At 56.9% G+C, this 24,371-nt stretch carries 20 protein-coding genes; 8 read left to right on the forward strand and 12 right to left on the reverse strand.

The window, feature by feature from the left end:
• Positions 1-10: 10 nt before the first annotated feature.
• Genes NQ490_RS05470 through NQ490_RS05480 form a run of 3 tightly spaced genes read right to left on the reverse strand, consistent with a single transcriptional unit; the run spans position 11 to position 3,231 of the window.
• Positions 11-1,045 carry a TIM barrel protein gene (locus tag NQ490_RS05470; protein ID WP_007048694.1) on the reverse strand — a complete coding sequence of 345 codons (1,035 nt, stop codon included), beginning with the start codon at positions 1,043-1,045 and terminating at the stop codon, positions 11-13.
• Between the two features lie 27 nt (positions 1,046-1,072).
• The gene (locus NQ490_RS05475; protein ID WP_007048695.1) at positions 1,073-2,074 is read right to left on the reverse strand and encodes a sugar phosphate isomerase/epimerase family protein; all 1,002 of its coding nucleotides are present in this window, start codon (positions 2,072-2,074) and stop codon (positions 1,073-1,075) included.
• A 17-nt stretch (positions 2,075-2,091) separates the two neighbouring features.
• Entirely contained in the window at positions 2,092-3,231 is a 1,140-nt protein-coding gene (locus tag NQ490_RS05480) for a Gfo/Idh/MocA family protein (RefSeq protein ID WP_007048696.1), read from the reverse strand.
• A 193-nt stretch (positions 3,232-3,424) separates the two neighbouring features.
• On the opposite strand from NQ490_RS05480, the gene NQ490_RS05485 reads away from it, so the two are divergent.
• A complete protein-coding gene (locus NQ490_RS05485) occupies positions 3,425-4,339 on the forward strand; it encodes an AraC family transcriptional regulator (protein WP_007048697.1) in 915 nt (304 codons plus the stop codon).
• Positions 4,340-4,382: 43 nt separating this feature from the next.
• Here the strand turns inward: NQ490_RS05485 and NQ490_RS05490 are convergent, their stop codons facing one another.
• Both NQ490_RS05490 and NQ490_RS05495 read right to left on the reverse strand, forming a co-directional pair.
• Positions 4,383-6,179 (reverse strand): S41 family peptidase, encoded by a 1,797-nt coding sequence (locus NQ490_RS05490; RefSeq protein ID WP_007048698.1) that lies wholly within the window; start codon positions 6,177-6,179, stop codon positions 4,383-4,385.
• Positions 6,180-6,896: 717 nt separating this feature from the next.
• Positions 6,897-7,658 (reverse strand): helix-turn-helix domain-containing protein, encoded by a 762-nt coding sequence (locus NQ490_RS05495; protein ID WP_242655026.1) that lies wholly within the window; start codon positions 7,656-7,658, stop codon positions 6,897-6,899.
• A gap of 246 nt (positions 7,659-7,904) precedes the next feature.
• Between NQ490_RS05495 and NQ490_RS05500 the strand changes: the two genes are divergently transcribed.
• The 7 genes from NQ490_RS05500 to NQ490_RS05530 all read left to right on the forward strand — a co-directional run bounded on the left by NQ490_RS05500 (position 7,905) and on the right by NQ490_RS05530 (position 16,495).
• Entirely contained in the window at positions 7,905-10,169 is a 2,265-nt protein-coding gene (locus NQ490_RS05500) for a glycogen/starch/alpha-glucan phosphorylase (RefSeq protein WP_007048702.1), read from the forward strand.
• Positions 10,170-10,408: 239 nt separating this feature from the next.
• Positions 10,409-11,758, forward strand: a complete 1,350-nt coding sequence (locus tag NQ490_RS05505) for an ABC transporter substrate-binding protein (RefSeq protein ID WP_007048705.1) — start codon at positions 10,409-10,411, stop codon at positions 11,756-11,758.
• A 103-nt stretch (positions 11,759-11,861) separates the two neighbouring features.
• Positions 11,862-12,713, forward strand: a complete 852-nt coding sequence (locus NQ490_RS05510; protein WP_040918945.1) for a carbohydrate ABC transporter permease — start codon at positions 11,862-11,864, stop codon at positions 12,711-12,713.
• Positions 12,713-13,561 (forward strand): carbohydrate ABC transporter permease, encoded by an 849-nt coding sequence (locus NQ490_RS05515; protein WP_007048707.1) that lies wholly within the window; start codon positions 12,713-12,715, stop codon positions 13,559-13,561. Before NQ490_RS05510 ends, NQ490_RS05515 begins: the two co-directional genes overlap by 1 nt.
• A 38-nt stretch (positions 13,562-13,599) precedes the next feature.
• Entirely contained in the window at positions 13,600-14,625 is a 1,026-nt protein-coding gene (locus NQ490_RS05520; protein ID WP_007048708.1) for a LacI family DNA-binding transcriptional regulator, read from the forward strand.
• Between the two features lie 18 nt (positions 14,626-14,643).
• Positions 14,644-16,125, forward strand: a complete 1,482-nt coding sequence (gene malQ / locus NQ490_RS05525; RefSeq protein ID WP_007048709.1) for a 4-alpha-glucanotransferase — start codon at positions 14,644-14,646, stop codon at positions 16,123-16,125.
• A gap of 115 nt (positions 16,126-16,240) precedes the next feature.
• Positions 16,241-16,495 (forward strand): hypothetical protein, encoded by a 255-nt coding sequence (locus tag NQ490_RS05530; protein ID WP_007048710.1) that lies wholly within the window; start codon positions 16,241-16,243, stop codon positions 16,493-16,495.
• A gap of 337 nt (positions 16,496-16,832) precedes the next feature.
• Here NQ490_RS05530 and mobQ read toward each other — a convergent pair whose 3' ends face one another.
• The 7 genes from mobQ to NQ490_RS05565 form a co-directional block, all read right to left on the reverse strand.
• Complete coding sequence (gene mobQ, locus NQ490_RS05535; RefSeq protein ID WP_007048711.1) at positions 16,833-18,518, reverse strand: MobQ family relaxase; 1,686 nt, start codon at positions 18,516-18,518, stop codon at positions 16,833-16,835.
• A 104-nt stretch (positions 18,519-18,622) separates the two neighbouring features.
• A complete protein-coding gene (locus NQ490_RS05540) occupies positions 18,623-18,829 on the reverse strand; it encodes a DUF3847 domain-containing protein (protein WP_007048712.1) in 207 nt (68 codons plus the stop codon).
• A 304-nt stretch (positions 18,830-19,133) separates the two neighbouring features.
• Positions 19,134-19,505 carry a hypothetical protein gene (locus tag NQ490_RS05545; protein WP_007048714.1) on the reverse strand — a complete coding sequence of 124 codons (372 nt, stop codon included), beginning with the start codon at positions 19,503-19,505 and terminating at the stop codon, positions 19,134-19,136.
• A gap of 1 nt (position 19,506) precedes the next feature.
• Positions 19,507-19,755, reverse strand: coding sequence for a hypothetical protein (locus NQ490_RS05550; RefSeq protein WP_040918937.1), 249 nt, complete (start codon positions 19,753-19,755; stop codon positions 19,507-19,509).
• The gene (locus NQ490_RS05555; protein WP_147644580.1) at positions 19,718-19,930 is read right to left on the reverse strand and encodes a hypothetical protein; all 213 of its coding nucleotides are present in this window, start codon (positions 19,928-19,930) and stop codon (positions 19,718-19,720) included. The genes NQ490_RS05550 and NQ490_RS05555 overlap by 38 nt, the downstream gene beginning before the upstream one ends.
• A gap of 183 nt (positions 19,931-20,113) precedes the next feature.
• Entirely contained in the window at positions 20,114-22,441 is a 2,328-nt protein-coding gene (locus tag NQ490_RS05560) for a tetratricopeptide repeat protein (protein WP_050764763.1), read from the reverse strand.
• Positions 22,442-22,781: 340 nt separating this feature from the next.
• Positions 22,782-24,065, reverse strand: coding sequence for an IS30 family transposase (locus NQ490_RS05565; protein ID WP_187118487.1), 1,284 nt, complete (start codon positions 24,063-24,065; stop codon positions 22,782-22,784).
• Positions 24,066-24,371 lie beyond the last annotated feature (306 nt).

The raw sequence follows: 24,371 nt of genomic DNA on the forward strand, positions 1-24,371 counted from the left end.
TCCGATCCGCTCACGCCAAACCCATGAGCAGATTCATCACATACATTTCCAGCGATTCAAAGTCCCGGTTCTCCACGCACTTCTTCTGGAAGTCATAGTCGAACCGCTCCACCTTCTCCTCCAGCGCCTTGAAGATGTTCAGGCTGTTCTCCAGGTGCTTGTAGCTGTCCTCGTCCCGGGTGGTGCGCATGGCCTTCACGTCCAGGCCCACGTACTCTCCGTGGCTGCCGTAGTTGTTCTCCTTCAGCACCTTCACCTGGTTGAATGCCGCCCGCAGATTCTCCACGCCGAAGCTCTTGTCCTGGTCGTAGCGGATGCCGTTCTGGTCGTTGAGGTGCACCGTCATCAGCTTGCCCATGGCCAGGGCAAAGCCGATCTCGTGGGCGGGGTCCAGCCCCGCCAGGATGGCATGGGCGCTCTCCAGGTTGCCGCCTACCCGGGATGGGTCGATGGTGGCCGCCGAGATGGCCATCACATGGCCGATGGTGCCGCAGATGCTGCGGTCGATGGGCTCATTGGGCTTGGGCTCGATGCAGACGCGGATCTTGGGGTCGTATTCCAGCATCTTGTTGATGGCCTCGATGAGCATCTTGGTGGCCCAGACGGGAGATTTGCTCTCGGCACAGAGGGTGCCTTCCCGGGCCAGCCACAGCACGATCAGGTCAGTGCCCAGCTCGTGGGCGATGTCGATGGAGCGGTAGGCCCGCCACATGGCGTAGTCCCGGTCCTCCTGGGAGATGCTCATGAAGCCGCCGTCCTGGGTATGGGGGTCCATCCAGAGGCGGGGCGCCACGAACTCCGCCTTGAGGCCGTATTTGTCCAGCTTCTGCTTCATCTCCCGGGCTTTTTCCTTGATCTCTTCCTCGGTGTAGTCGTTGATGTTGGGCACGGCGTCGTCGTCATGGAACTGCACGGCGGAGAAGCCCAGCTCAGCAAACTTCTTGAATTTTTCCTCGATGGGGATGGTCTTGCGGGTGGCGGGGCCGTAGGAATCGGCGCCCTCGTGGACATTCCAGGGGCCGACGGAAAACTTGAATTTGGTCATGATGAAACTCCTTTTCTGTATAGCAGGTCAATCGGTCTTGAGGGCGTCGTCAAAGGCCACGTCGGAGGGCATGAAGTTGATCTTCTTGGTGAAGGCGCAGGCCTCGGTGCCGCCGAAGATGCGCTCCATGCCGCTGTCCTCCCACTCGATGGAGAGGGGGCCGTTGTAGCCGATCTGATTGAGCACCCGGATGATGTTGTCGAAGTCCACGTCGCCGTGGCCCGGGGAGACGAAGTTCCAGCCCCGGCGCTGGTCGCCGAAGGTGATGTGGGAACCCAGGATGCCGTTGCGGCCGTTGAGGTTCAGCTTGGTGTCCTTGATGTGGACGTGGTAGATGCGATCGGCGAAGTCATAGAGGAACATGGCCGGATCCAGCCCCTGCCAGATCAGGTGGCTGGGGTCAAAGTTGATGCCCAGGGTGGGACGGTAGTCAAAGACCTCCAGCAGCTTTTTGGTGCTCCAGTAGTCGTAGGCGATCTCGGTGGGGTGGACTTCCAGCGCCAGCCGGACGCCGTACTGGTCGTAGACATCCATGATGGGGGACCACAGTTCCTTGATCCGGGCATAGCCCGCATCGATCTGCTCCTGGGAGGTCTGGGGGAAGGAATACCACATCTTCCAGATGGGCGAACCCATGAAGAAGGTCACCACCTTCACCCCCAGGTTGTGGGCCGCCTTGGCCGCGCATTCCATCTGATGAATGCCCCAGGCGCGGATCTCCTCCGGCTTGCCCGCCAGGGAGGAGGGCGCGAAGTTGTCCAGACGGCTGTCGTAGGCGTCGGGGTCGGCGTCTCCCACGCACTGCCCGGGCAGGTGCATGCCGATGGCCCAGCAGCCCAGGTCGTAGCGGGCCAGGGTGTCCTTCAGTTCCTGCACGTAGGCGGCGTCCTCGGCGGCGCGCTCCACGTCGATCTGCCCCCAGGAGGCGATCTCCAGGCCCTCATAGCCCATCTGTTTTGCGGTCTTGCACATTTCCTCCAGGGGCAGGTCCGCCCACTGGCCGGTAAAAATCGTAACGGGTCTTGCCATACGTCCTTACTCCTTTCTCACAGGTTCACCCACACGTTGCCCTTGTCGTTGCTTTCCAGGCAGGCTTCCACAAAGCGGAGCCCTTCCAGACCGGCGTCGGCGGTGGGATAGTCAATCATACTCTCGGTGAAGGTGCCGTCCTTCTTGGCGGCCACACAGTCGGTAAAGCTGTCGTAGAGGTTGCCCATGGCCTCGATCCAGCCCTCGGTATGGCCCGCGGGCAGGCGGCCGTACCGGGCGGCGGCGGGCGTCACGGCGCCGTAGCCCCGGCGGATGATCCGCGGCACGCCGTCCTCCCCGATGAGGGTGACCTCCTCGCAGTGCTCCTGATCCCAGAGGATGGTCCCCTTGGAACCGTAGATGCGCACCCGCAGGCTGTTGTCGCAGCCGATGGCAAACTGGCAGGACCAGTAGATGCCGGTGGCTCCGCCCTCGTACTCCACCAGGATCTGGTCGTTGTCGTCCAGCTTCCGGCCGGGCACCACCACGTCCATCTTGGCCAGCAGCCGCTTGATCTTCAGCCCGGTGAGGGTGGCCACGGCGTTCTCCACATGGCTGCCGATATCTCCCAGGCAGTTCACCCGCCCCGACTGGGCCGGATCGCACCGCCAGGCCCCCTGCTTGCCGCCGCAGTCCTTCTCGTTGTAGAGCCAGCCCTGGGGATACTCCGCCATCACCGTGCGCACCGTGCCGATCTCGCCGCTCCGGACCAGGTCCCGGATGTACTTGGCCGTCACGTGGCCGGTGTAGGTGTAGGTCACCATGAAGAGCAGGCCCTTTTCCTCGGCCAGCTGTTTCAGTTCGGCGCACCGGGCACTGTCGGTGGCCAGGGGCTTGTCGCAGGAGACATGGATGCCTGCTTCCAGAAAGGCCCTGCAGATCTCGTAGTGGGTCACGTTGGGGGTGACCACCACCACAAAGTCGATGCCGTCCGGCCGCTTGCTCTCGGCTTCCGCCATCTCCCGGTAGTTGGTGTAGCACCGGTCGGGGTCCAGGCCCAGCGCCTCGCCCTGGGCTTTGCTCTTTTCCGGCGTGCGGGAGAAACAGCCGGCCACCAGCCGGGCCGAACCGTCCACCGCGATGGCCTTGCGGTGGGCATCACCGATGAAAGCGCCCGGGCCGCCGCCCACCATGCCGTAGGTCAGTTTTTTACTCATGGAATACCCTCCTTTTGTGTTGTATCATTTCCGTGTCGCGCCCCCGCGGGGGCTTTTCTTGCTTCTATTATAGGGGATGCCCGCCGGGGATTCCCGGATAAGTTCATGGTGAAAACAGGACAAATTCACTTTTTTCATTTGCATTTCCCGCCGGATTTTTGTATACTTTTTATAGTTCGGGAGGTGAACGGGCATGAAGGAGGAGTATGAAGTGGTCTCCCACGGGACCGCGGCATACAAACTGTTTCTCATCCGTCTGCAGTACCGCACGCCCCACGTGCACAAGGAACTGGAGGTCTGCCTGCTGCTGGACGGCCAGGTGCAGCTGCTGAACCGGGGCCGGGCCACCACCTACGGCGCCGGGGATCTCTGGGTCATCAACCCCTTTGAAAGCCACGAGCTCATCGCCGAACGGCCGGTGCTGATTTTGTCCATGCAGATCCCTCTCTCCTTCTTTGCGGCCTCCTACCCGCCTCTGGAAAGCATGGAATTTCTGTTGCCTCCGCCCGAGGATCCCGCCGCCGGGGATCTGGCGGCTGCTTTCCTGGAGATCGCCCGCAGCTATTTCTCCCGGGAGCCCCTGGCGGCGCTCCACTGTGCCGGGCTCATCCACCTCTTTGTGGAGCAGCTGCTCCGCCATCTGCCCTGCCGCCGGGTCCCCGAACAGGAACGCCAGAGTTCCGCCCGCCGGGCCCGCCGGGTGCGCCGCATCACCCGCTACATCGAGGAGCACTACACCGAAAAGCTGCTCCTCACCGATCTGGCCCGGGAGCTGGATCTCTCCATGAGCTATCTGTCCGCCTTCTTCAAGGAGGCGTTCGGCATGTCCTTCCAGTCCTACCTGATGAAGATGCGCTGCGAAAAGGCCCGACAGCTGTTGCTGCTCACCGACCTGTCGCTGCTGAACATCAGCATCGCCTGCGGCTTTTCCGACGTCAAATATCTGAACCGCGGCTTTGCCGAGCAGTTCGGCTGTTCCCCCCGGGCGTACCGCCGGGAATTCAAGCAGGAGGCGGGCGCCCGCCGGCAGCGGTCGGTGCTCACCACCCAGGAGTTTCTCTCCCCCGACGAGAGCCGCGCCCTGCTGGAACACTGGGCCCAGCCATAAAAAAACAGCCTTGCACCGTTTGGTGCAAGGCTGTTTTGGTTTGTCAGGGCTGCGGGTCAAGGATCTGCCGGACGGCCTCTTCCAGAAGCACGTCCCGTCCCTGCCGCAGGGCTTCCGCCGTGGGGCGGCAGAAGATGTCCGGCTGTACCCCCACCCGCTGGATGGTCTCCCCCTCCGGCGTATATACCCCCAGGCCGGAGAAATAGACCAGGAGCCTGCCGGGCAGGTTCATTTCCACGACGTCGCCGTCCGCCCCGATGGAGGGGCTGCCCACCACCACCGCCCGGGGCGCCTGGCGCAGACCCATGGCGGTGGTTTCGCCCCTGCTCTGGGTGAATTCGTTGATCAGCAGCACGACCTTTCCCTCGTAGAGAGGGTAGTCCTCCCGGTCAGAGAGCCCCGCCATCTTGCTGATGCCGGCGCCGGCAGTTTTGTAAATCGGCGGACGGCAGAAGCTGCCGGGCCGCAAAGGGTCGGGATAATCAAAGGCCGCAAGGGGCCGGGGTTCCGGGATACAATACTCTCCCAGAAGATAGAGCGCATCTACGGAAGGATACTGCCGCAAATCCACGATGATGCCTTCCGTGTCCGCAAACTCCTCCATGAGCCGCTCCACATCCCCCTCCTGCAGCGTGCCGGGGTCGATGTACCCGATTCGTCCATCCTCCAGCAGCCCGCTTTCCCAGGGATTTTCCGGTCCATACCGTTCCTCCCGGGTGGGCACCGTCAGCGTCAGGGGGACGCCGTCCCGTTCCACCGTCACCTGGGCGGTGGGCCCCGCCGCACTGACCAGAGAGTAGCAGAACCACAACCCGTATTTGCCCGGCGTGGGCACCGGCTGGACCTTTTCCAGGGCCGCAATGCGGTCGGTCATCGTCACCCCGTCCACGGCGGTGATCACATCCCCGGGCTGCAGGATTTCCTCCTCCGGGGGCACCGCGTCCACCACCGGACGGCCGTCCAGAACCATGCAGTGGCAGGGCAGATAGTATTCCCCGAAATAGTAGTTCATCGCCACATTTCTGCCGGTGAATAAGACATGCACATCGCCGGTTCCGGCCATCATCTCGCCCAGGGCCAGCTCATAGGCACGCTGGTCCTCCGCCCCCAACATGGTGTGGATGCCCTGCCGCAGGGCATCGTCCCAGTCCCCCTCCACCAGAGAGAGGTAGGGCGAATAATAGGTGAAGGCATTCCACAGCCGGAACACCGCCAGCAGCTTGACGCCGTCGTCGTCGATCTTGAAGGACATGCCTTTCTCGGCGGCAAGGCTGACCCTTTCCAAAGGTGATTCCCCCGCAAAGGCCGCGTAGCCGTTGCGCCGGTCGGTGACCTCCAGCCGGGAAAGCCCTTCCAGATAGGCACAGAGGTCCCTTCCCCAGACCGCCCGGTCAGAGATCCAGGAAAGGTCCGCCGCAACAGAACTGTATTGCCGTTCCATCTCCCGCCAGAAAGCGGCGGTTTCCCCGGTGGCCGCGGCGGACGACTCCTCGTAGGGGAAAGCGCTCAGCCAGTCATACAGCACCTGGTTGGCAGCCTGGGAATTTTCAGCCGCCACCACCCGGGGCATCACCCGGAACAGTTCCGCATCCCAGTTGATCTCCCCCGCGATGATGTCCGGATGGTAATATTTCACAAAGCCCCAGACTTTCGCCAGTTTATAGAGGTTTTCCTCCTCGGCCGGGTCCAGCTCTTCCAGGGTGATCCCGGAACCATTCAGGAACGCTTTGTCCCGATCCCGCCCCAGGCCGGATTCCACCGGCCGGCTGCACAGCACAAAGATTCCGCAGCATGCCGCCAGCAGAACGGCTGCCATGATCCACCCGACTTTGCCTTTCATAGACGCCTCCTTCCGGGTCGTCCCGCCAGGGGATTTTCCCCTGCAGGATACTTCCAGTGTAGCGTCTTCCGGGGCAGGTCACAATGGGCAGAATACACAGCCAGTTGTAACAATCCTTGTGGGTTCTGCCAGTCTGTGGAGGCATGGCGCTGTTACGCCGGCAGTCGCCTCCGCAGCGGTTTTCGTCCCCGATGGTGCACACACTGCCGCTGCATCCCGGATTTCCGCAGCCCGTAGGGCGGGGTCTTGACCCCGCCGCTCTTTCCTCCACGCCCAACCCCCGCCATATTCTGCTCACTTCCGCATTCCCCGGGGACTCTCCCGGGAGGTTTATTTTTTGCGCACCACAAACGTGAACAGTGATTCCGATGTTTGTACTAAAGAAGGCGAGACTATCTATTCGATAGGCTCGCCCTTTTTTGAGTGCTTAAGCGCAAAAAGCCACCAGCTCCGCTGGTGGAATAAAACGGCTTTAGCCATAGACAAAAGAGAACCTCCCTGTAGAATAGGATGTGGGTTTGCCAACCACATTCAAAAAACAGGGAGGTTGTCTTTGAAATGAGGAATAACAAAGACGTAGATAGTTTAGGCCACACGACGTGGAGATGTCAATATGTCTCTTTCCAACGGCCAGGCCGCTTAGCTGCAATGGATTTTACAAACTCTTACGGAGCGGCACAAGCCGCCTATGCATCGGCGTGACCGTGCAAGGGGACTTTATTCCCTTTTGCGATACATCTGTGGGGTAATGCCGTAATGGCTTTTGAAGAGGCGGTTGAAATAGGACAGGTTTCTGAAGCCTGCCTGTTCCGCCACCGCCAGGATGGTGTCGTTGCCGGAACGCAAGGCGATGCAGGCAATATTCAGCCGGTAACAGTTCAAAAACGCGGTAAAATGCTGCCCGGTCATCCGCTTGAACCAGCGCATGAAGTGGCTGGTGCTGTACCCGCAGACTTCGGCCGCGGAACTTACGGACAACTCTTCCGTATAATGATCGGCAATCAGCTGCAGTACCGTCTTCATTCGCTGGGTGTCGGCGTTCTCGGACGACAACAGCTTCCCGTCTTTTTGCGTCAGCAGGCCCAGCAAACGCAGCAAAGCACCCTTGATCACCAACTCGTAGCCGAACAGTCGTGTGCGGTTGGCTTCCTCTGCATCGTGCAGGCACACCAGCGCCTCGGTGTAATAGGAAAGTTCCGGGGTCAGATGAACCGGCAGGGCCAGGCGTCCGCTTTGCAATGGCAAAAGGTAGCGCTCGTCGCACAGGTCGTCCGCCCCGCCCAACAGCGCAAGATCAAAAATAATATTTTCGTATTCCATCACAATGCCGGGGGACTGGAACAAGGCATGAAGGGTCCCCGGCGTAAAAACAAAGACTTCTCCCGCCTGTGCAGGCAAGGCACGCCCCCCGACCTGCACAATGCCGCTGCCTTTTTTGATGAACACCAGTTCCATACTGCTTTGCCAGTGCAGCGCCACTTCGGGAAAATCCTTCGGAATCGTGCACGGGTAAATGTTGAACGGAAAACGTAACGCCCCGTGCTTTTTTGTTTCTTTTAATGCAATATCCGTGACCATGCAAGCACATCCCCTTCGTTTGATAGTATTGTACCATAATATGCTTGCTTCGCACAAGATTTTGCTAGTTTTGTGTGATATAGTTGGCTTAAGGAAAGGGAGCGGCGCTCCTGCACGTTATAAAAATTGTGAACGGAGGAAAACAGAATGGATATGAAGCAAACGCTGGCCGAACTGACAGGCAAAGAGCTGAGTGCCTGTTCCAATCAGGAGGTGTATCTGGCGCTGATGACGCTGGTACAGCGCGAAAGTGCCCAGCGCGTTACGCCTGTGACGGGCCGGAAGCTGTATTACATCAGCGCTGAATTTTTGATCGGCAAATTGCTGTCGAACAATCTGATCAACCTGGGGCTGTATGATGCCGTACGGGACACGCTGGCGGCTGCGGGCAAAAGCCTGAGCGAAATCGAGGAGGTCGAACCGGAGCCTTCCCTTGGCAACGGCGGCCTGGGACGTCTGGCGGCCTGTTTCCTGGATTCGCTGGCAACGCTGCGCCTTCCGGGGGATGGCATCGGCCTGCGGTATCATTTTGGTCTGTTCCGCCAGTCGCTGAAAGAGGGCGTGCAGACGGAGATGCCGGACCCCTGGCTGACGGAGCAAAGCTGGGCGCAGCGCACCGAAACCACGTATCCGGTCATGCTGGCGGGCAAAACCTTTCAGGCGCGTCTGTACCGGCTGGCTGTAACCGGTTTTGAGGGCCGCACCAATACGCTCAATCTCTTCGACCTGGATACGGTGGAGGAGGGGATTGTCCACGACGGGATCGCCTTTGACAAAACGGATATCGACAAAAACCTGACGCTGTTCCTATATCCGGACGATTCCGACGAGGCGGGCCGCCGCCTGCGGGTCTATCAGCAGTATCTGATGGTTTCTGCCGGAGCACAGTTGATTCTGCAGGAATGCGCGGCTCGCGGATGCAACTATCATGACCTGGCGGACTATGCGGCCATCCAGATCAACGATACCCACCCCAGCATGGTGATCCCGGAACTGATCCGTCTGCTGGGCGAAAAGGGTGTAGCATTTGACGAGGCCGTGGAGATCGTGACCAAAACCTGCGCCTATACCAACCACACCATTCTGGCGGAAGCGCTGGAAAAGTGGCCGCGCAGTTATCTGGAGGCGGTCGTGCCGCAGATCATGCCCATCATTGAAAAGCTGGATGCCCTGGCCCGTACCCGCACCCAGGACGAGAGCCTTGCTATCATTGATGCCGAAGATCGTGTCCATATGGCGCATATGGATATTCACTTTACCCATTCCACCAACGGCGTGGCGGAGCTGCACACCGAGATTCTGAAAACGACAGAACTGCACGGTTTTTATACCCTCTATCCCGAAAAATTCAATAACAAGACCAACGGCATCACGTTCCGCCGCTGGCTGCTGGAATGCAATCCGGCCCTGACGGAGAGAATCAAAAGCCACATCGGTACGGGATTTTATAAAAATGCCGATGAGCTGGAAGCCTTGCTGCCCCTTGCCGATGACCCGGCGGCACGGAAAGAATTTGCCGATGTTAAAGCACAGAACAAGGTGACTCTTGCCGAATGGCTGAAGCGTGTGCAGGGGGTGGAAGTGAACCCTGCCGCGATGTTCGATATTCAATCCAAGCGGCTCCATGAATACAAGCGCCAGCAGCTGAATCTGCTGTATCTGATTCACCAGTACCACGAGATCAAGGCCGGCCATCTGCCTCCGGTGCCGCTGGTGAGCATCTTCGGGGCGAAAGCCGCGCCGGCCTATATCATCGCCAAGGATATCATCCATGCGCTGCTGACCCTTTCCAAGGTCATTGCGGCGGACCCGGAAGTCTCCCGCTGGCTTCAGGTCGTGTTTATTGAAAACTACAATGTGACAGCGGCCGAAAAACTCATCCCTGCCTGCGATCTTTCTGAACAGATCAGCCTGGCGTCCAAGGAAGCGTCCGGAACGGGGAACATGAAGTTCATGCTCAATGGCGCCGTGACGCTGGGCACGATGGATGGCGCCAATGTGGAGATTTTCCGCCAGGTCGGATCGGAGAACATCTATGTCTTCGGCCAGACGGCGGAGCAGGTCATCCGCCACTATGCGCAGCAGGATTATTGTGCCGCCGAGTGGTATCATGCGGATGCCAACATCAAGCGAGCTATCGACTTCCTGACCGATCCGCTTATGCTGAAAGCCGGCCGGGAGGAAAACCTGACCCGTTTGCGTGACGAACTGATCCAGAAGGATTGGTTCCAGACATTGCCGGACTTTAACAGCTACGTGGTACGAAAAGGGCAGGCACTGGCGGACTATGGGTGCAATCCCGAAGCTTGGGCCAAAAAATGTGTGGTCAATATTGCAAAGGCGGGCCTGTTCTCCAGCGACCGCACCATCGCCGAATACAATCGTGATATCTGGCACCTTGCAAAAGCGTAATGGGGTAAGAAAAGCAAGGAAAAGGCGATCCTCTCAAAAAAACTCCTGCACAAATCGGACGGCGCTTTTTTTGTCTATTATGAACAAATATTGAAAAAAAAACGAAAAAGTATTGAATTTTTAGCACAACCGGTGTATTATAAAAGCATCGAAGGGTTGGAAACGTTACCAATCCAGAACCGCTCATCCGTTTTTCCGAACCATGACACATTTTTATTTTATTCAAGGAGGAAAATACCATGAAATTCAAAAAAATGCTCGCGCTGGGTCTCGCCGGTACGATGACGGCTGCCCTGCTGGCCGGCTGCAGCTCTTCGGGCAACAGCACTGCCGCATCCACTGACGCCGCCGGGGATTCCGCCGCCACCAGCGAAGCCGCTCCCACCGCCGCGGGCAAGGTTTACTACCTGAACTTCAAGCCTGAGCAGGATCAGCAGTGGAAGGATCTGGCCAAGGTCTACACCGAGCAGACCGGCGTGCCGGTGGAAGTCGTCACCGCCGCTTCCGGCGAGTACGAGACCACCCTGATGAGTGAGATGGCCAAGAGCGACGCGCCCACCCTGTTCCAGGTCAACGGCCCCGTGGGTCTGGCCAACTGGAAAGATTACTGCTATGACCTGACCGGCAGCGATATCCTGAGCCAGCTGACCAGCGACACCTACGCCCTGAAAGACGGCGACGCCACGCTGGGCGTCGGCTACGTCATCGAGTCCTACGGCATCATCACCAACAAGACCCTGCTGGAGAAGGCCGGTTACACCATCGACGACATCCAGAGCTTTGCCGACCTGAAGAAGGTGGCCGAGGACATCACCGCCCGCAAGGACGAGCTGGGCTTTGCGGCCTTCAGCTCCGCCGGCATGGATTCTTCCTCCGACTGGCGCTACAAGACCCATCTGGCCAACCTGCCCATCTACTTTGAGTACCAGGAGGACGGCATCACCTCCACCGATGCCATCAAGGGCACCTATCTGGACAACTACAAGAACATCTTTGACCTGTACATCAACAACTCCACCTGCGACCCCACCGAGCTGGCCGGCAAGACCGCCGATGACAGCCGCAACGAGTTCCTGGCCGGCGAAGCGGTCTTCTACCAGAACGGTTCCTGGGAGTACGTCAACCTGACCAAGGACGGCACCTTCACCGATGACGATCTGGCTATGATCCCCATTTACTTCGGCGTGGGCGACGAGGCCAATCAGGGTCTGTGCACCGGCACCGAGAACTACTGGTGCGTCAACAAGGAAGCCCCTGAGGAAGACATCCAGGCCACGCTAGACTTCATGAACTGGTGCGTGACCTCCGAGGAAGGCACCAAGGCCATGGCCGACGATATGGGCTTTGTCATTCCCTTCAAGGGCGCTCAGGAATCCACCAACCTCTTCGTCAAGGAAGACCGTGAAATGACCGAGGCCGGCAAAACTCCGGTTGCATGGTGCTTCACCACCATGCCTTCTGAAAACTGGAAGAACGGCGTTGGTTCCGCGCTGACCGCCTACGCTGCCGGTACCGGCGACTGGGACGGCGTTGTGTCCGCCTTCGTGGACGGCTGGGCAACCGAAGCTGCACTGAATGCCACGGCCTGAATGGTCTGCCGACCTGATCGCTGACTGGTAAACCGTAGGGAGGGGCGGGCGCTTGATTCGCCCGCCTCTCCCCTTTTCTTTGGGGAATATTGGGGACATCATTATGGAAAAAGCCATCAAAAAATTCTGGCCGGTCTTTGTGCTGCCCACCCTGGCGGCCTTTATCATCGGCTTTATCTGGCCCTTTATCTGGGGCATCGGGTTGTCCTTCTGCAAGTTCACCACCGTCAATAATGTGCAGTTCGTGGGGCTGGACAACTACTTCAAGATCTGGATCGACAACACCTTCACCCATGCGTTCTGGTTCACGGCGGCCTTCACCGTCGTGTCCACCACGCTGATCAACGTCTTCGCCTTCCTGCTGGCACTGCTGCTGACCCGCCATGTGCGGGGCACCAACCTCTTCCGCACCGTCTACTTCATGCCCAACCTGATCGGCGGCGTGGTGCTGGGCTACATCTGGCAGGTGCTCCTCAACGGCGTGCTCACCCTGCTGGAAAAGCCCCTGCTCTCGCTGAACGCCACCTACGGCTTCTGGGGCCTGATCATCCTGATGTGCTGGCAGCAGATCGGCTACATGATGATCATCTACATCGCAGGACTCCAGAACGTGCCGCCCGACCTCATCGAGGCCGCCCGCATCGACGGCGCCAACAGCCGCCAGGTGCTCACCCGCGTCAAGATCCCCATGGTCATGCCCAGCATCACCATCTGCACCTTCCTGACGCTGACCAACTCCTTCAAACTCTTCGACCAGAACCTCTCGCTGACCGGCGGCGAACCCGCCAAGGCCACCCAGATGCTGGCCTACAACATCTATGATACCTTCTACGCCCGCAGCGGACCCCAGTGGAAGGGCATCGGCCAGGCCAAGGCCGTGGTCTTCTTCCTGGCGGTGGTGGTCATCGCCCTAATCCAGCTGCGGCTGACACGCTCCAAGGAGGTGCAGCAGTAATGCAGAATTCCAAGAACACCCGCCGGGTCAACAATGTCATCTCGGTGGTGCTGGCGCTGCTCTGCCTGGCCTACATCTACCCCATCGTGCTGATCCTGCTCAACTCCCTCAAACAGGAACGGGCCATCACCACCACCCGCGTCTTTGAACTGCCCACCGCCGAGAGCTTTGTGGGGCTGCACAACTACATTTACGGCATTACCTCAATGGACTTTCTCAAGTCTTTCTGGTATAGTTTATTTATTTCGGTGTCCTCGGTCGTGCTGATCCTGCTATGCTGCTCCATGTGCGCGTGGTATATCACCCGGGTGCACGGCAAACTGTCCACCGGCATGTACTACCTGTGCGTCTTCAGCATGGTGGTGCCCTTCCAGATGGTCATGTTCACCCTGGCCAAGACCGCCGATACCCTCAAGCTCAACAACCCCTACAACATCTGCATCATCTATCTGGGCTTCGGCGCCGGGCTGGCGGTGTTCATGTTCACCGGCTTCATGAAGTCGATGCCCGTTGAGATCGAGGAGGCCGCCATGATCGACGGCTGCAACCCGCTGCAGATCTTCTTCCGGGTGGTCTGCCCCATCCTGAAGCCCACCATGATCTCCACCGCCATTCTGGAAACCATGTGGGTATGGAACGACTATCTGCTGCCCACGCTGGTGCTGGACATCAAGAGTTACCGGACCATCCCCATGGCGATCCAGTATTTCCGCGGCAGCTACGGCAAAGTAGAGATGGGCCCCATGATGGCCTGCATTATGCTGACCGTCTTGCCGGTTGTCATCCTCTACCTGATCTGCCAGAAGTATATCATCGAAGGCGTCGTAGCCGGCGCCGTCAAGGGCTGAGCAAAGACTAGATTCCGCATCAGAAAAAGAGGCATACTATGACGATCAAAGACATTGCCCGTGAGTCCGGGTATGCGGTGGGAACTGTCTCCCGCGTCATCAACCACAACCCGAACGTCAGCGACGCTGCGAGAGCGCGCATTCTGGAAGTGATCGAGAAATACCACTTCCAGCCCAACGCCAACGCCAAACATCTCAAGCAGCAGGCGAATCAGGGCATTGCCATGATCGTAAAAGGCACGCACAACATGCTGTTTGCCTCGGTGCTGGAAAAAATGCAGGCTGAATGCAGTGCCGCTGGATACAGCAGCATGGTCTTCTATATCGACGAAAATGACAACGAAGTGGAACAGGCGCGTTGCGTCTGCCGGGAGCGCAAGCCCTACGGTGTGATTTTCCTGGGTTCTGACCGCAACCATTTCGGCCCCGATCTGGCCGACCTAGGCGTGCCCTGCCTGCTGATGACCAACACTGCCGCCACCGCGGCCATCCCCAACCTGTCCAGCGTCAGCGTGGACGACGTGGCGGCTGCGGTTCGGATGGTGGGGCATCTGCTGGACAACGGCCATCGGCGCATCGCCTTTATCGGCGGCGACCTGACTTCCTCCCAGCCCAGTTCCGCCCGCCTGAGCGGCTGTCTGAGCGAGTTTTCCCGCCGGGGACTTTCCTTTGACCCCGCCGGGCAGTATATCGAGGCCCGCTACACGCTGGTCGGCGGCTACCACGCCATGGAACAATTGCTGGACAATCTGCCGGGGCTGACCGCCGTGTTTGCCTTCAGTGACATCATGGCCATCGGCGCCATCCGCGCGCTGCGGGACCGCGGACTGCGGGTCCCCGAGGATGTGTCGGTGTGCGGCTTCGACGGCATCGAGCTGGCGGATTATCTTTCCCCGCGGCTCACGACGATCCGCCAGCCCGCCGAACGGATGGCCGGGTGCGGCGTGTCCATCCTGATCCGCTGCATCGAGGAGGGCTGCGACGCCGTGCACGAACTGGTGCCCTACGAACTGCTCGAGGGCGAGAGCATACAGCGTCTGCCCGATCCCAACAAAATCCATTGACCGAAAGGAGGTTTGCCCATGCGCGCAAGCGGTGTATTGATGCATCTGTCCAGTCTGCCATCGCCCTATGGCATCGGCACGATGGGCGCGGCGGCAAGGGCATTTGTGGATTTTCTGGCGGCAGCGGGGCAGCGCTACTGGCAGCTGCTGCCCATCTGCCCCACCAGCTACGGGGACAGCCCCTATCAGTCCTTTTCGACTTTTGCGGGCAATCCCTATCTCATCGATCTGGACGCACTGGCCGCCGACGGCCTGCTGCGGTCCGAGGAATACCGGTCTATCGACTGGGAGAGCACCCCCGACCGTGTGAATTACGGTGCGCTCTACCAAAAGCGGTGGGCGGTGCTGCGCAAGGCCTGTGACCGGCTGCTGCAAGACTCGCCCGCAGCCTACACCGATTTTTGCCGGGACAATGCTTTCTGGCTGCCGGACTACGCGCTGTTCATGGCGCTGAAGGACGAACACGGCGGCCGTGCCTGGAGCGAATGGGAACCGGCGCTGCGCCACCGGGAGCCTGCCGCCCTGGCCGCCGCCCGCATCCGCTGTGCCGGAGCCATCCGCTTCTGGCAGGCGGTGCAGTACCTGTTCTTTGCCCAGTGGCGGGCGCTGAAGCGCTACGCCAACGACCGGGGCATCCGCATCATCGGGGACCTGCCCATCTATGTGTCCGCCGACAGCGTGGATGTGTGGAGCACCCCGGAAGCCTTCCAGCTGGACGAGAACCTGCTGCCCACCGAGGTGGCTGGCTGCCCGCCGGACGGATTTTCCGCCACGGGGCAGCTGTGGGGCAACCCGCTGTACGACTGGGACGCAATGGCCCGCGACGGCTATGCCTGGTGGGTGCGGCGGTTCCGGGTGCTGTGCAGCACCTACGATGTGCTGCGTATCGACCATTTCCGGGGCTTTGCGGGGTACTATGCCATCCCCTACGGACAGACCGACGCCTGCGGCGGACACTGGCGTCCGGGACCGGGCATCGAACTGTTCAAGGCTGTGGAAAAGGCCCTGGGCAAGCGGGACATCCTGGCTGAGGACCTGGGCTTTCTCACCGACGATGTGCGTCAGCTTCTGCGGGAAAGCGGCTATCCCGGCATGAAGGTGCTGGAATTTGCTTTTGACAGCCGGGACGGCGGGGATTACCTGCCCCACACTTATCCCCGGCACTGTGTGGTCTACACCGGCACCCACGACAACGAGCCGGTGAACGGCTGGTTTGAGACCGCCCCTGCGGCGGACATTGCCCATGCCCTGGACTATCTGCAACTGACCCGGGAAGAAGGTTACCACTGGGGCATGATGCGTGCGGCCTGGGCCAGCGTGGCCGATCTGGCTATTGTACAGGCTCAGGACCTGCTGGGGCTGGGGCACGAAGCCCGGATGAACACGCCCTCCACTTTGGGCGGCAACTGGTGCTGGCGGGCGCTGCCCGGCGTCTTTGACGACGCTCTGGCCGCCAAAGTCCGCCACCAGATGGAACTTTACGGACGAATGAATCCCTGAATTTCCAAAAGCGATTCAAGCAACGAAAGGTGCTTGCTGCCTGCACATGACAGGCAGCAGGCACTTTATTTTTACCGTGATCCGGCAAACCAGGCGGTAAGACCGGTTCCTCCCGATGCCGGAAAAATCCGCTGCGGGCGGCTCCGGCGCCGTCGTTAAGATTCCCTGCGGCAGGGTAGCCGGGATGGGATCTTCCGGTGCGGCTAATGTGTTGGGTTTGCTTCGACTTTTGCGTTTTCCGGCTGAGTTTGAAACAATTGCGGAAGCCGCACGTGTTGTCTGTATGAATCGAAAAGGTATTAGAGATGTTATTTGTGGTCGTCAAGAAACTGCTGGCGGATTTTTCTGGAAAGCTATTGAAAAAGATTAATACAAGTAATAATTTTCTCATTTGGCACAATACTAACAGCCGCTTCAAAATTTCCTGGCTACATACAATCAACGAGAAATATGCCTTGATCTGAGAAAGTAGATATCAATGCGCCGTTGCATCGTTTCCGCAACGATGGTGCTAGACATTCCTCTGGAATAATCTAAGGTTCGAATGGAGGCGGGGGAACACCCATGAAAGTGTTCCCCCGCATAGATTTTTCCCCTGGATTTGAATTGGGTAGACATTGTAGATGATACCGTCCAAGACAAGATCGTATATTTTCTCGTGACATACGAGTGCAATCGAGAATTGCTTCAGATAAAGTAAACTCTGTTCAAAGGGCTCGCTCTTCCGAATTTCTGCTTTGCCTTGAAGTTTGCTTTTTGCGCTTCCGAAGCAATATCTTTTGCATCTGGCCGGTTTCTCCCGTGAAATCATCGATTTTTCTTTCGGCATTGGCAGCCCGGGCAAAATTGAATTCCGGCTCCTTTGCTTGCAAAGAATGATAGAGTTCCCGCGTAATCTGTTTGCGAAGTCTTACCCGCTCGTCCATAACGGCTTCCCGGTCCGGTTCGGGAATGGAATTTATAAGACCTGTAAAATGATGCAGATCTTTTTTCAGCTGCTCCTGAAGACTGTTCCGCTGCGTATCCAACTGCTCAATCATCAGGGTAAGTTGCGCCAGCTCTTTCTCCCTTCGGGTAACATCGCTATCCTTTTTGCAATAGAGCTTTTCCATCAACATATGGCGGCGGCTTTGCAGTTCTTCCAGTTCTTCGGTCAGGGCGGCGATTTGCTCAGACAAATGGCGGTGCTTTCGGAGCTGCAGCGGGGAAAGTTTCTTTTTGTCCGCCTGTGCCTTTTGGCGCTGCAATTGGATCTCCGTCAACTGTCGGTTTGTATCGTCCACATCTTTCAAGAGTGGGCGCATATAGGCCGCCTCCCGTTTGTAAGTATCTGCCCGCGCTTCATTGGAAAGGACCCGGTATTGTAGCAGGATCAGATTGCTGCGCAGCTGTTCCAGCAGAGCAGCCATCTTCTCCACACCTTGGCCGACCCATTCCGTCCATTTTTCCAACTGCTCTTTCAGCGTGTGCAGCAACGCATTGTCGGCCCGAATCTGCCGATTGAGTTCGCAGCGGTCCGCAGAGATTCCCTGCTTTTCCAACTTGCGGGCGTGGTATCCTTCATGAATGGTTGGCTGTTCCTCTATGCCTTGTGCCGCATGGCTCAGATGGGTGACACGGGCTGTCTGCTGCTTTTCTTCCAACGCGTGATTGACGGCCTCTGCCCAGGCGCATCGCCATTGGAGCAGCTGCTCCTGGCTGTTCCACCGGGCACACAGCGGATTTTGTCGCCCAAATTTTGCCGCTTTCGGCTGCTTCGAGCAGCGTACCCACTCGGGGTTTTGGACGGCCTGTGAGGGCGTCAGCCACGCTGTCCGGCCCTGTGGGTTCTTGAATTTATACTGTTTTTCCCAGCCTTCCGTTTTGGCTTGCAGAAATTCCTGTGCGGTAAAGCCTTGTTCCTGTCCAGCTTTGCTGCACAGGTATTCTTTTTGTGTTTTTGCCTGCCATTGCCCTTGTGTATTCAGGGGACGCATGGTGAGCAGGATGTGCGCATGAGGGTTGTGGCCATCCGGATCATGGATCGCCAGATCGGCGCACATCCCCTGGTCGACACATTCCTTTTGCAAAAAGGATCGCAGAAGCCGCAGCCAATCCTCCTGGGCAAGTTCCACCGGCAGGGCAACGATGAGCTGACGCGCCAGACGGCTGTCCCGGGTTTTCTCGGTGGTCTCTACTGCTTCCCATAAGATTTGACGTTCCTTCCAGGCAGCGGGCGCCTGGGGCGGAAGTAAAATCTCGGTGTGCAGGATACCTCCTTTTTTCCGGTAGTCATGAGTCAGGCCGTCGTATGCATTGTACAGTTTTTCGCCGCTCTGATAAGCCGCAGCGGCAATGGCCGAACGTCCTGCTCCGCGGCTGATGATTTTTGCTTCCAGGTGGTAAATTGCCACGGCGTGTCACCTCCTTCGTTTTCCCTCCCGCCGCAGCGGGCGCGCTTACCACCGCCGGCTTTGCCGGTGGTGAGTAAGTGCGCCCTTCCGGGACAGTTTTCCCCTTACGGATCGTTGCGCAATCCAACCTGCAATCTTGCGGGCAGATCACACAGAGGCACGTCGCGGATTTCCGGCAGTAAACTTTCCAGAATGGCTCCTTCCTGGATCAATCGTCGTGTTCGCTCCTTTCGTTCCCTCTGGCGGTTCCTGGCTTGTGCAGCCTCCAAACGATGCCTGGCCTGTACCATTTTTTTCTCATTTTCAGTCATAGAAACTCCTTTCCGGTATCAAAGACCGATCACATTGGTCGACGGACTTTTCGAGGACAAAATGCAGCATCATTTTTCCTGCTTTTTGGTGTTTTTCTTCCCGGAACTGTCACCGTTTTGCTGACATTTGCAAGCTATGGGAAGCAGCCGTTCCCTGCCGAAAAGCGATTTCCGGATACGGCGGGGGCTGTGACAGCGTTTGCAGCAAGGCAGCCCACTTTTTGGGTCCAGATATTCATCCGGCTGCAACGGCCGTTCGGCAGCCAACTCCTCCAGGCATTGCTGTAAGTTTTTCATATTCCCATCAACCTCCCGCAAAATCCCAGTTTACGCAATCCGACTCTTTCGAGGCTGGAACTTCCGGCTGAATCGACCCGGCGCTTTGCCCCATGCCTGCCAGACAACCTGCCAGAAAAAGCGGCAGTACGTCCCGCATAGCTTGCTCCACAGCGGTTACGATCTGCTGGACAAACCGTTCTTCCCGGGCACGGGTTTCTAGATAGGGATCTTCCTTCTTTTTGTAATACCGGTCGAAATAATCCACCAGTGCTGTGGCTACTGCCTGACTGTAGGACTTGAATACCGCTTTATCCATAGTTTGCAGATATTCCCATGCCTGCCGCTGTATCGGCTTTTCCAGATTGAGCCGGAGATTGGTCGTGCGAATTTCTCCCATCTCAGGCCTCCCGCATAAGCTGTCGGTATGCCAGATATTCGTAGCCCTTGGCGGCGGCGCAAAGGTCATCCAAAATAGTAATCTGCGCCGGGTCATAGGAGTAAAAATGCTTGATGAGCTGTCCGCCGCCACCGGCAACGATCAACTGTACGGTTGCCGGATCATATTCATAGCTGCGCAGTACGGCAAAGAGTTCCTCCACATATCCCTGGTCAATCCCCACAATAGTCAGTTGATTCAGTTGCTTCATCTGCTTGTTCCTCCTTTGCTTTTTTCGCCAACTGCCGCTCCATCCTTTGAAGCAGCAGCTGGTGAGCGGTTCGTGTACCTGTCGGGTTTCCATAGGCCGTAACCTCAAAAACAGCGCGGCCCACGGTATGGCGGTACGGTTTTCTCAGAACCGGATTCTGTGCTTCGATATCCATAGAAAAAGCCCCCTTTCGTTTTCCCTGGAACCAGGCACCAATTTCGAACTCGTTGGTGCTGTTTTGTTTACAGGTTCATTCTAACGAAAGAGGGGTGTTTTCTCATTGTGCGGAATTTGAGCGCAAATTGAGGATACAACAAAACCGGCCCCCGCGCATCTGCGCAGGGGCCGGTTGGAATTTTCAGGTGAGTGATTGTGGATCTGGAAGAAACTGCGCACCGAGCATCTGCAGCAAGGTGCGGTAGAAGGCTTTCTTTTCTTCCAGAAGTTTGGGTTGGTCGGCATATACGGTCTTGAAAATCTGCCAGGCTTCTTCCAAAAAATCTTTGGCTGCCTTCGGCTGACCAGCGGCCAGATACAGCGTTCCCAGCCGATAGGTCACTTCCGCATAGTCGCTTCCTTCGGTCATCTGTTGTTGCTGATACAACTTCCGCAGCATCTGCAAATACGGAATGCCTTCTTCGGGGCGTCCCAGATTTGCGGCAATGATGGAAAAGTTCAGGATCTGTGGGATGGTGTTTCGGCTCACCTCTACCTGCCCATCCGAAAGAAGCTGCAGACCCAACTTCATCTGCTCATAGGCTCGTTGTGGCTGCTGCAAGCGAGTGTACCAAAGGGAAAGATTGGAGGAAATATTGCAGAAAAGCTGCCGTTCTGTAGAGTTCAGCGAATCCTGCTGGTTGAGAATATCCAGCGCTTTCCGATCCAACTCGGCGGCTTCTCTATAGCGGTGGTCGTAATTGCCGGTCAATGCCGCCGTATAATCCAACAGGATGGCATGGTCCTTGGCTTTTCCGACTTTGCCTCGCTCCAGAATGTCTTGGATTTCCTCCAGTATTCTGCGAAGTCGGGGTTCATCGGAGTAGTTGTCCGCATAACCGAAGACATCTTCCAGCCATAGCAGGAAATATTCGGGATCATCCCGGATGCAATGGTCCAGGATACCGTCTACCGTCTGGAACAGAAGCGGCGCGAAGTCAATGGAAACACCCAACAGCAGACATTGCTTCTGGATTTCCTGCAAAAGGCAACGGCAGTTGGTAACGGAAGGCTTTTCGTCGGCCAGAGTGATTTCCCGGATCAGAGGATGCATGACAAGACAATACCCTGGCTGGGGATGCAAAAATCCAGCGTCCACCAGTTCTTCCGGGGTGTTGCTGCTGGAAAGCTGCATCCACTGTACCAGACGGCGGACGGAGATTCCCTGAGGCGGAACCAGCGCCATGCAGCGCAGCACAGCTTGCTGTGGGGCGCTCAATTTGTACAGCGAAAAAAGCAGATGAATGTGCTGGTAATAGGTGGCCTTTTGCGGGCGGTTGTCTTTGTTCGTGTGAATGGTTTCCTGAGATTGCAGTGCCACATTTTCGGCTTTCAGTTTCTCCAGCAACTCTTCCGGCGTCAGAACACCCTTGCCCAGCAGACGTGCCGCCAGTTCCACGGCCAAAGTATGGGCGTGCACCGTACGGAAGACCTGTTCCAGGACTTCCGTATGATCTGCCGCTTCCGGATAGAAACGTTCTGCCAGCTGAAACAGCATGGCAGCATCCTGAATTTCCGTAATCTCCAATGCCGTGTAATGTCGCGGACGATAGCGGGTTGTGAAGAGGATCTGGCAACGGTATTTCAGCAAGACCGGTAAAAAAGCTTCCTCCTCGGGCGCTGTATCAAAGTTGTCCACGATCAGCAGCGTATCGGTTTGCAGGCTTCGCAGGAAGCGGTTGTGCCGCCGAAAGCGATCCTGTTCGTTTTCTTCCGGCTGGTCCTCGGCAAAATCCATCTCGGAAATATCCCGCACCAGGTTTCCCGAGTACGCTATATATAAAAGGTTGGTGTATTCCTTTTGATACCTGCTGGCGTAGGCCTTGGCAAGTTCGCTCTTTCCGATGCCGGGAATCCCATGCACAAACACCTTTCCGTTTTCTGAGAGCAGATCATGGAGCTGTTCCATCTCTGCATCTCGCCCACAAAAATAGCTGCAGGGGCGTGGCGGGTCTGCGCTGAAAATAAAATCCAGAATACTGGGGGAGAGATTTCCTGCTGCCCGCAAGGTCTTGGTGCGCGCATCGCGTTTGAGAAACTCTCGCCCTAGGGCAAAGCAGAGAACATCTGCCAGAAAGTTTGCCTGCTGCGCCGGATCGGTGCCGTTTTCTTCGAGCAGGGTCCGCTTTTTTCTTTCCGACACAGAAGGGTCCTGAAGAATCAAGTGACAAAATTCCTGTATCGCCATATCCGGGTCGGAAAGATACGGGAAGATCTCTTCCCGAATGTCCGCAGCAAGCAGATCTTCTTTACCCGTCAGGTAAAACCCTGTGATTTTGGGGCTGACTTTTGCCATGCCATTGAGCCACCGGCAGACCTGTCCATTATCCAGGTCGAAACTGGCGGCTTCCTCACTCTGCAAAAAGCTGCGGAACAGGGCATACATCAGATCCAGCTGATTTCCCATCTGATCTTCCTGCAGATATCTGCGCAGAACCGTCATACAGGAGCAAAAGTCCACGCGTTCCATACTCTCACCTCCGGTGCTCAAAATTCCTGCAATTTACGCGCAATGTGTTTTGCGCAGTCCTTCCGTATACTGACATTATACCGTTCCGGTATGGATGATTTTTCATTATACACCGTTGAATGAAATGGTGAAGGTAATATAAAGTATCGCCTCACCGGTCAAGCCACTGTTTTAGCCCCCTCCCAGACAGATCTGGCCTGGTAAATTCCCGTTTTGCGTCACAAATCATATATAAGGGGGCACAGCAAAGCTGGCGGAATGAACTTCGTCGTTGCAGAAGTGAACGTCACCCCACCTCAGCTGAGATATCGCGGGTCACTTCCTGCCTGGCTTTTGTTGGTTACCTCTTCAGTAACCGGGGTGTCAGATCGACCTCGTCTGCAGGGATTGCCCTGAGCCCCAGAACCGCTTTCAACTGCTGGAATTCAGAACTCTCTGCCAATTCAAATGGTGTTTTCCCATCAAGTTTGCTGCGGCGTGTACTGTTAATGTGGTTGAGCAAAAGAACAATATCCTGCTGCGTATACGGGTTAAAACTCTTGCCTCTTGGAAGAACATATCGGATATATTCGTGGTTCTTTTCAATATGAGGTTTCTGCCAGGATGCTTGCGGATCACAGTAAAAAACGCGGGTTCTCCGTTGTCCATCCACTGTGTATTCCATCTCACGGGTGTGCTTGAACTCACTGCCGTTGTCGGTCAGAATCACGGGAAACAAGGTTCGGAAGGTCTCCAAGCCAAGCGCGGATGTCAGCCAATCAAACTGCTCCACAACTGTCTGCGCCTTGCCGTCCCGCATCAGAAAGATCAACATGAAGCTCTGTTCTACAAAAAGCAGCGTCAGCATCCGTTTGCCCTGTTCCCGGCAACCTTTTACCGTATCCATTTCCACATACGTTGCGGTGGGATGCTTCTCCATATATGTAAAGAAGGCCTCGTATGTTCGTTCCTGGCGATATTTCTGGTTCAGCGCTCCTTCGGTCGGTTCCTTCTTTTTTCTGCGGGGGCGGTAGCTAACCTTGCGGCGCAGATCCAGATTGCCGACACTGAGTACCCCTTCATCAATGTAGTGGTATAACGTACGCTGGCTTACCGGGAGTTCTTCTGCGTGTTCTGCATAGATGTGGGCCAGCGGCTGACCTTTTCGGATCAGCGGCGTTACCAATGCATCCAGAGCAACCAGATCTGCACCGTGTATCTGCGGCTTGCTTCGTGCCTGTGCGTAGCGACGTTTGGCAACGGCGTCTGCCTGCTGCGCAATGTAGTAGATTCGGTCCAGTTTGCACTTTCTCCGTTGGGTACACACATTGCATACATACGGCGGTTTTTCCAGTTGCTTACACACACTATCCTGAAAGGTGCTGCACACCCTTTGGCAGTCTACTTCCAGGCAGGTATAGCATGTACGAAGGCAATCGGCTTTTCCGCACAACCCCTTCCGCCTGCATCCTGTGGCGTTGCGGCAAATTTTTCCGTAGGGATGTTCACCGGGTGTTTTTGTTCCATTTCTCCGGATCTCTTCCGATACATGGCGCCGACTTTTGTGGATCGTCTTTGCAATCTCCGTCAGATTCTTTCTGGCGTAGATTCCTGCCTCTATGGCAATTCTGTCCGATAATGTCATACGACTCATAGTTCCTGCTTTCCGCAGGAGAGTGACCTTTCTTTCATTATAGTCTATTTGCAGAAGTGAGCGTCACCTTTTTCCTCATTTTCTATCCCTAAAACGTTACCTTCACTTTTGCAATTTACCTTTCATTATACACCGGAAACAAGCAAAAAGAAATACCATAAATAGGACAGCGACACGGAAGGAACTGTAAAAAAGAACTACACAATACCGCTGAAAAGAGGTATACTGTGAACAGGCAAACATCCTGAATCGCTGTTCGGAAAGGACGGTATATGAATCAGAAACAGCTACAGGATA

Origin of the sequence: Subdoligranulum variabile (assembly GCF_025152575.1) — a bacterium.
GTDB classification, from domain to species: Bacteria; Bacillota; Clostridia; order Oscillospirales; family Ruminococcaceae; genus Gemmiger; species Gemmiger variabilis.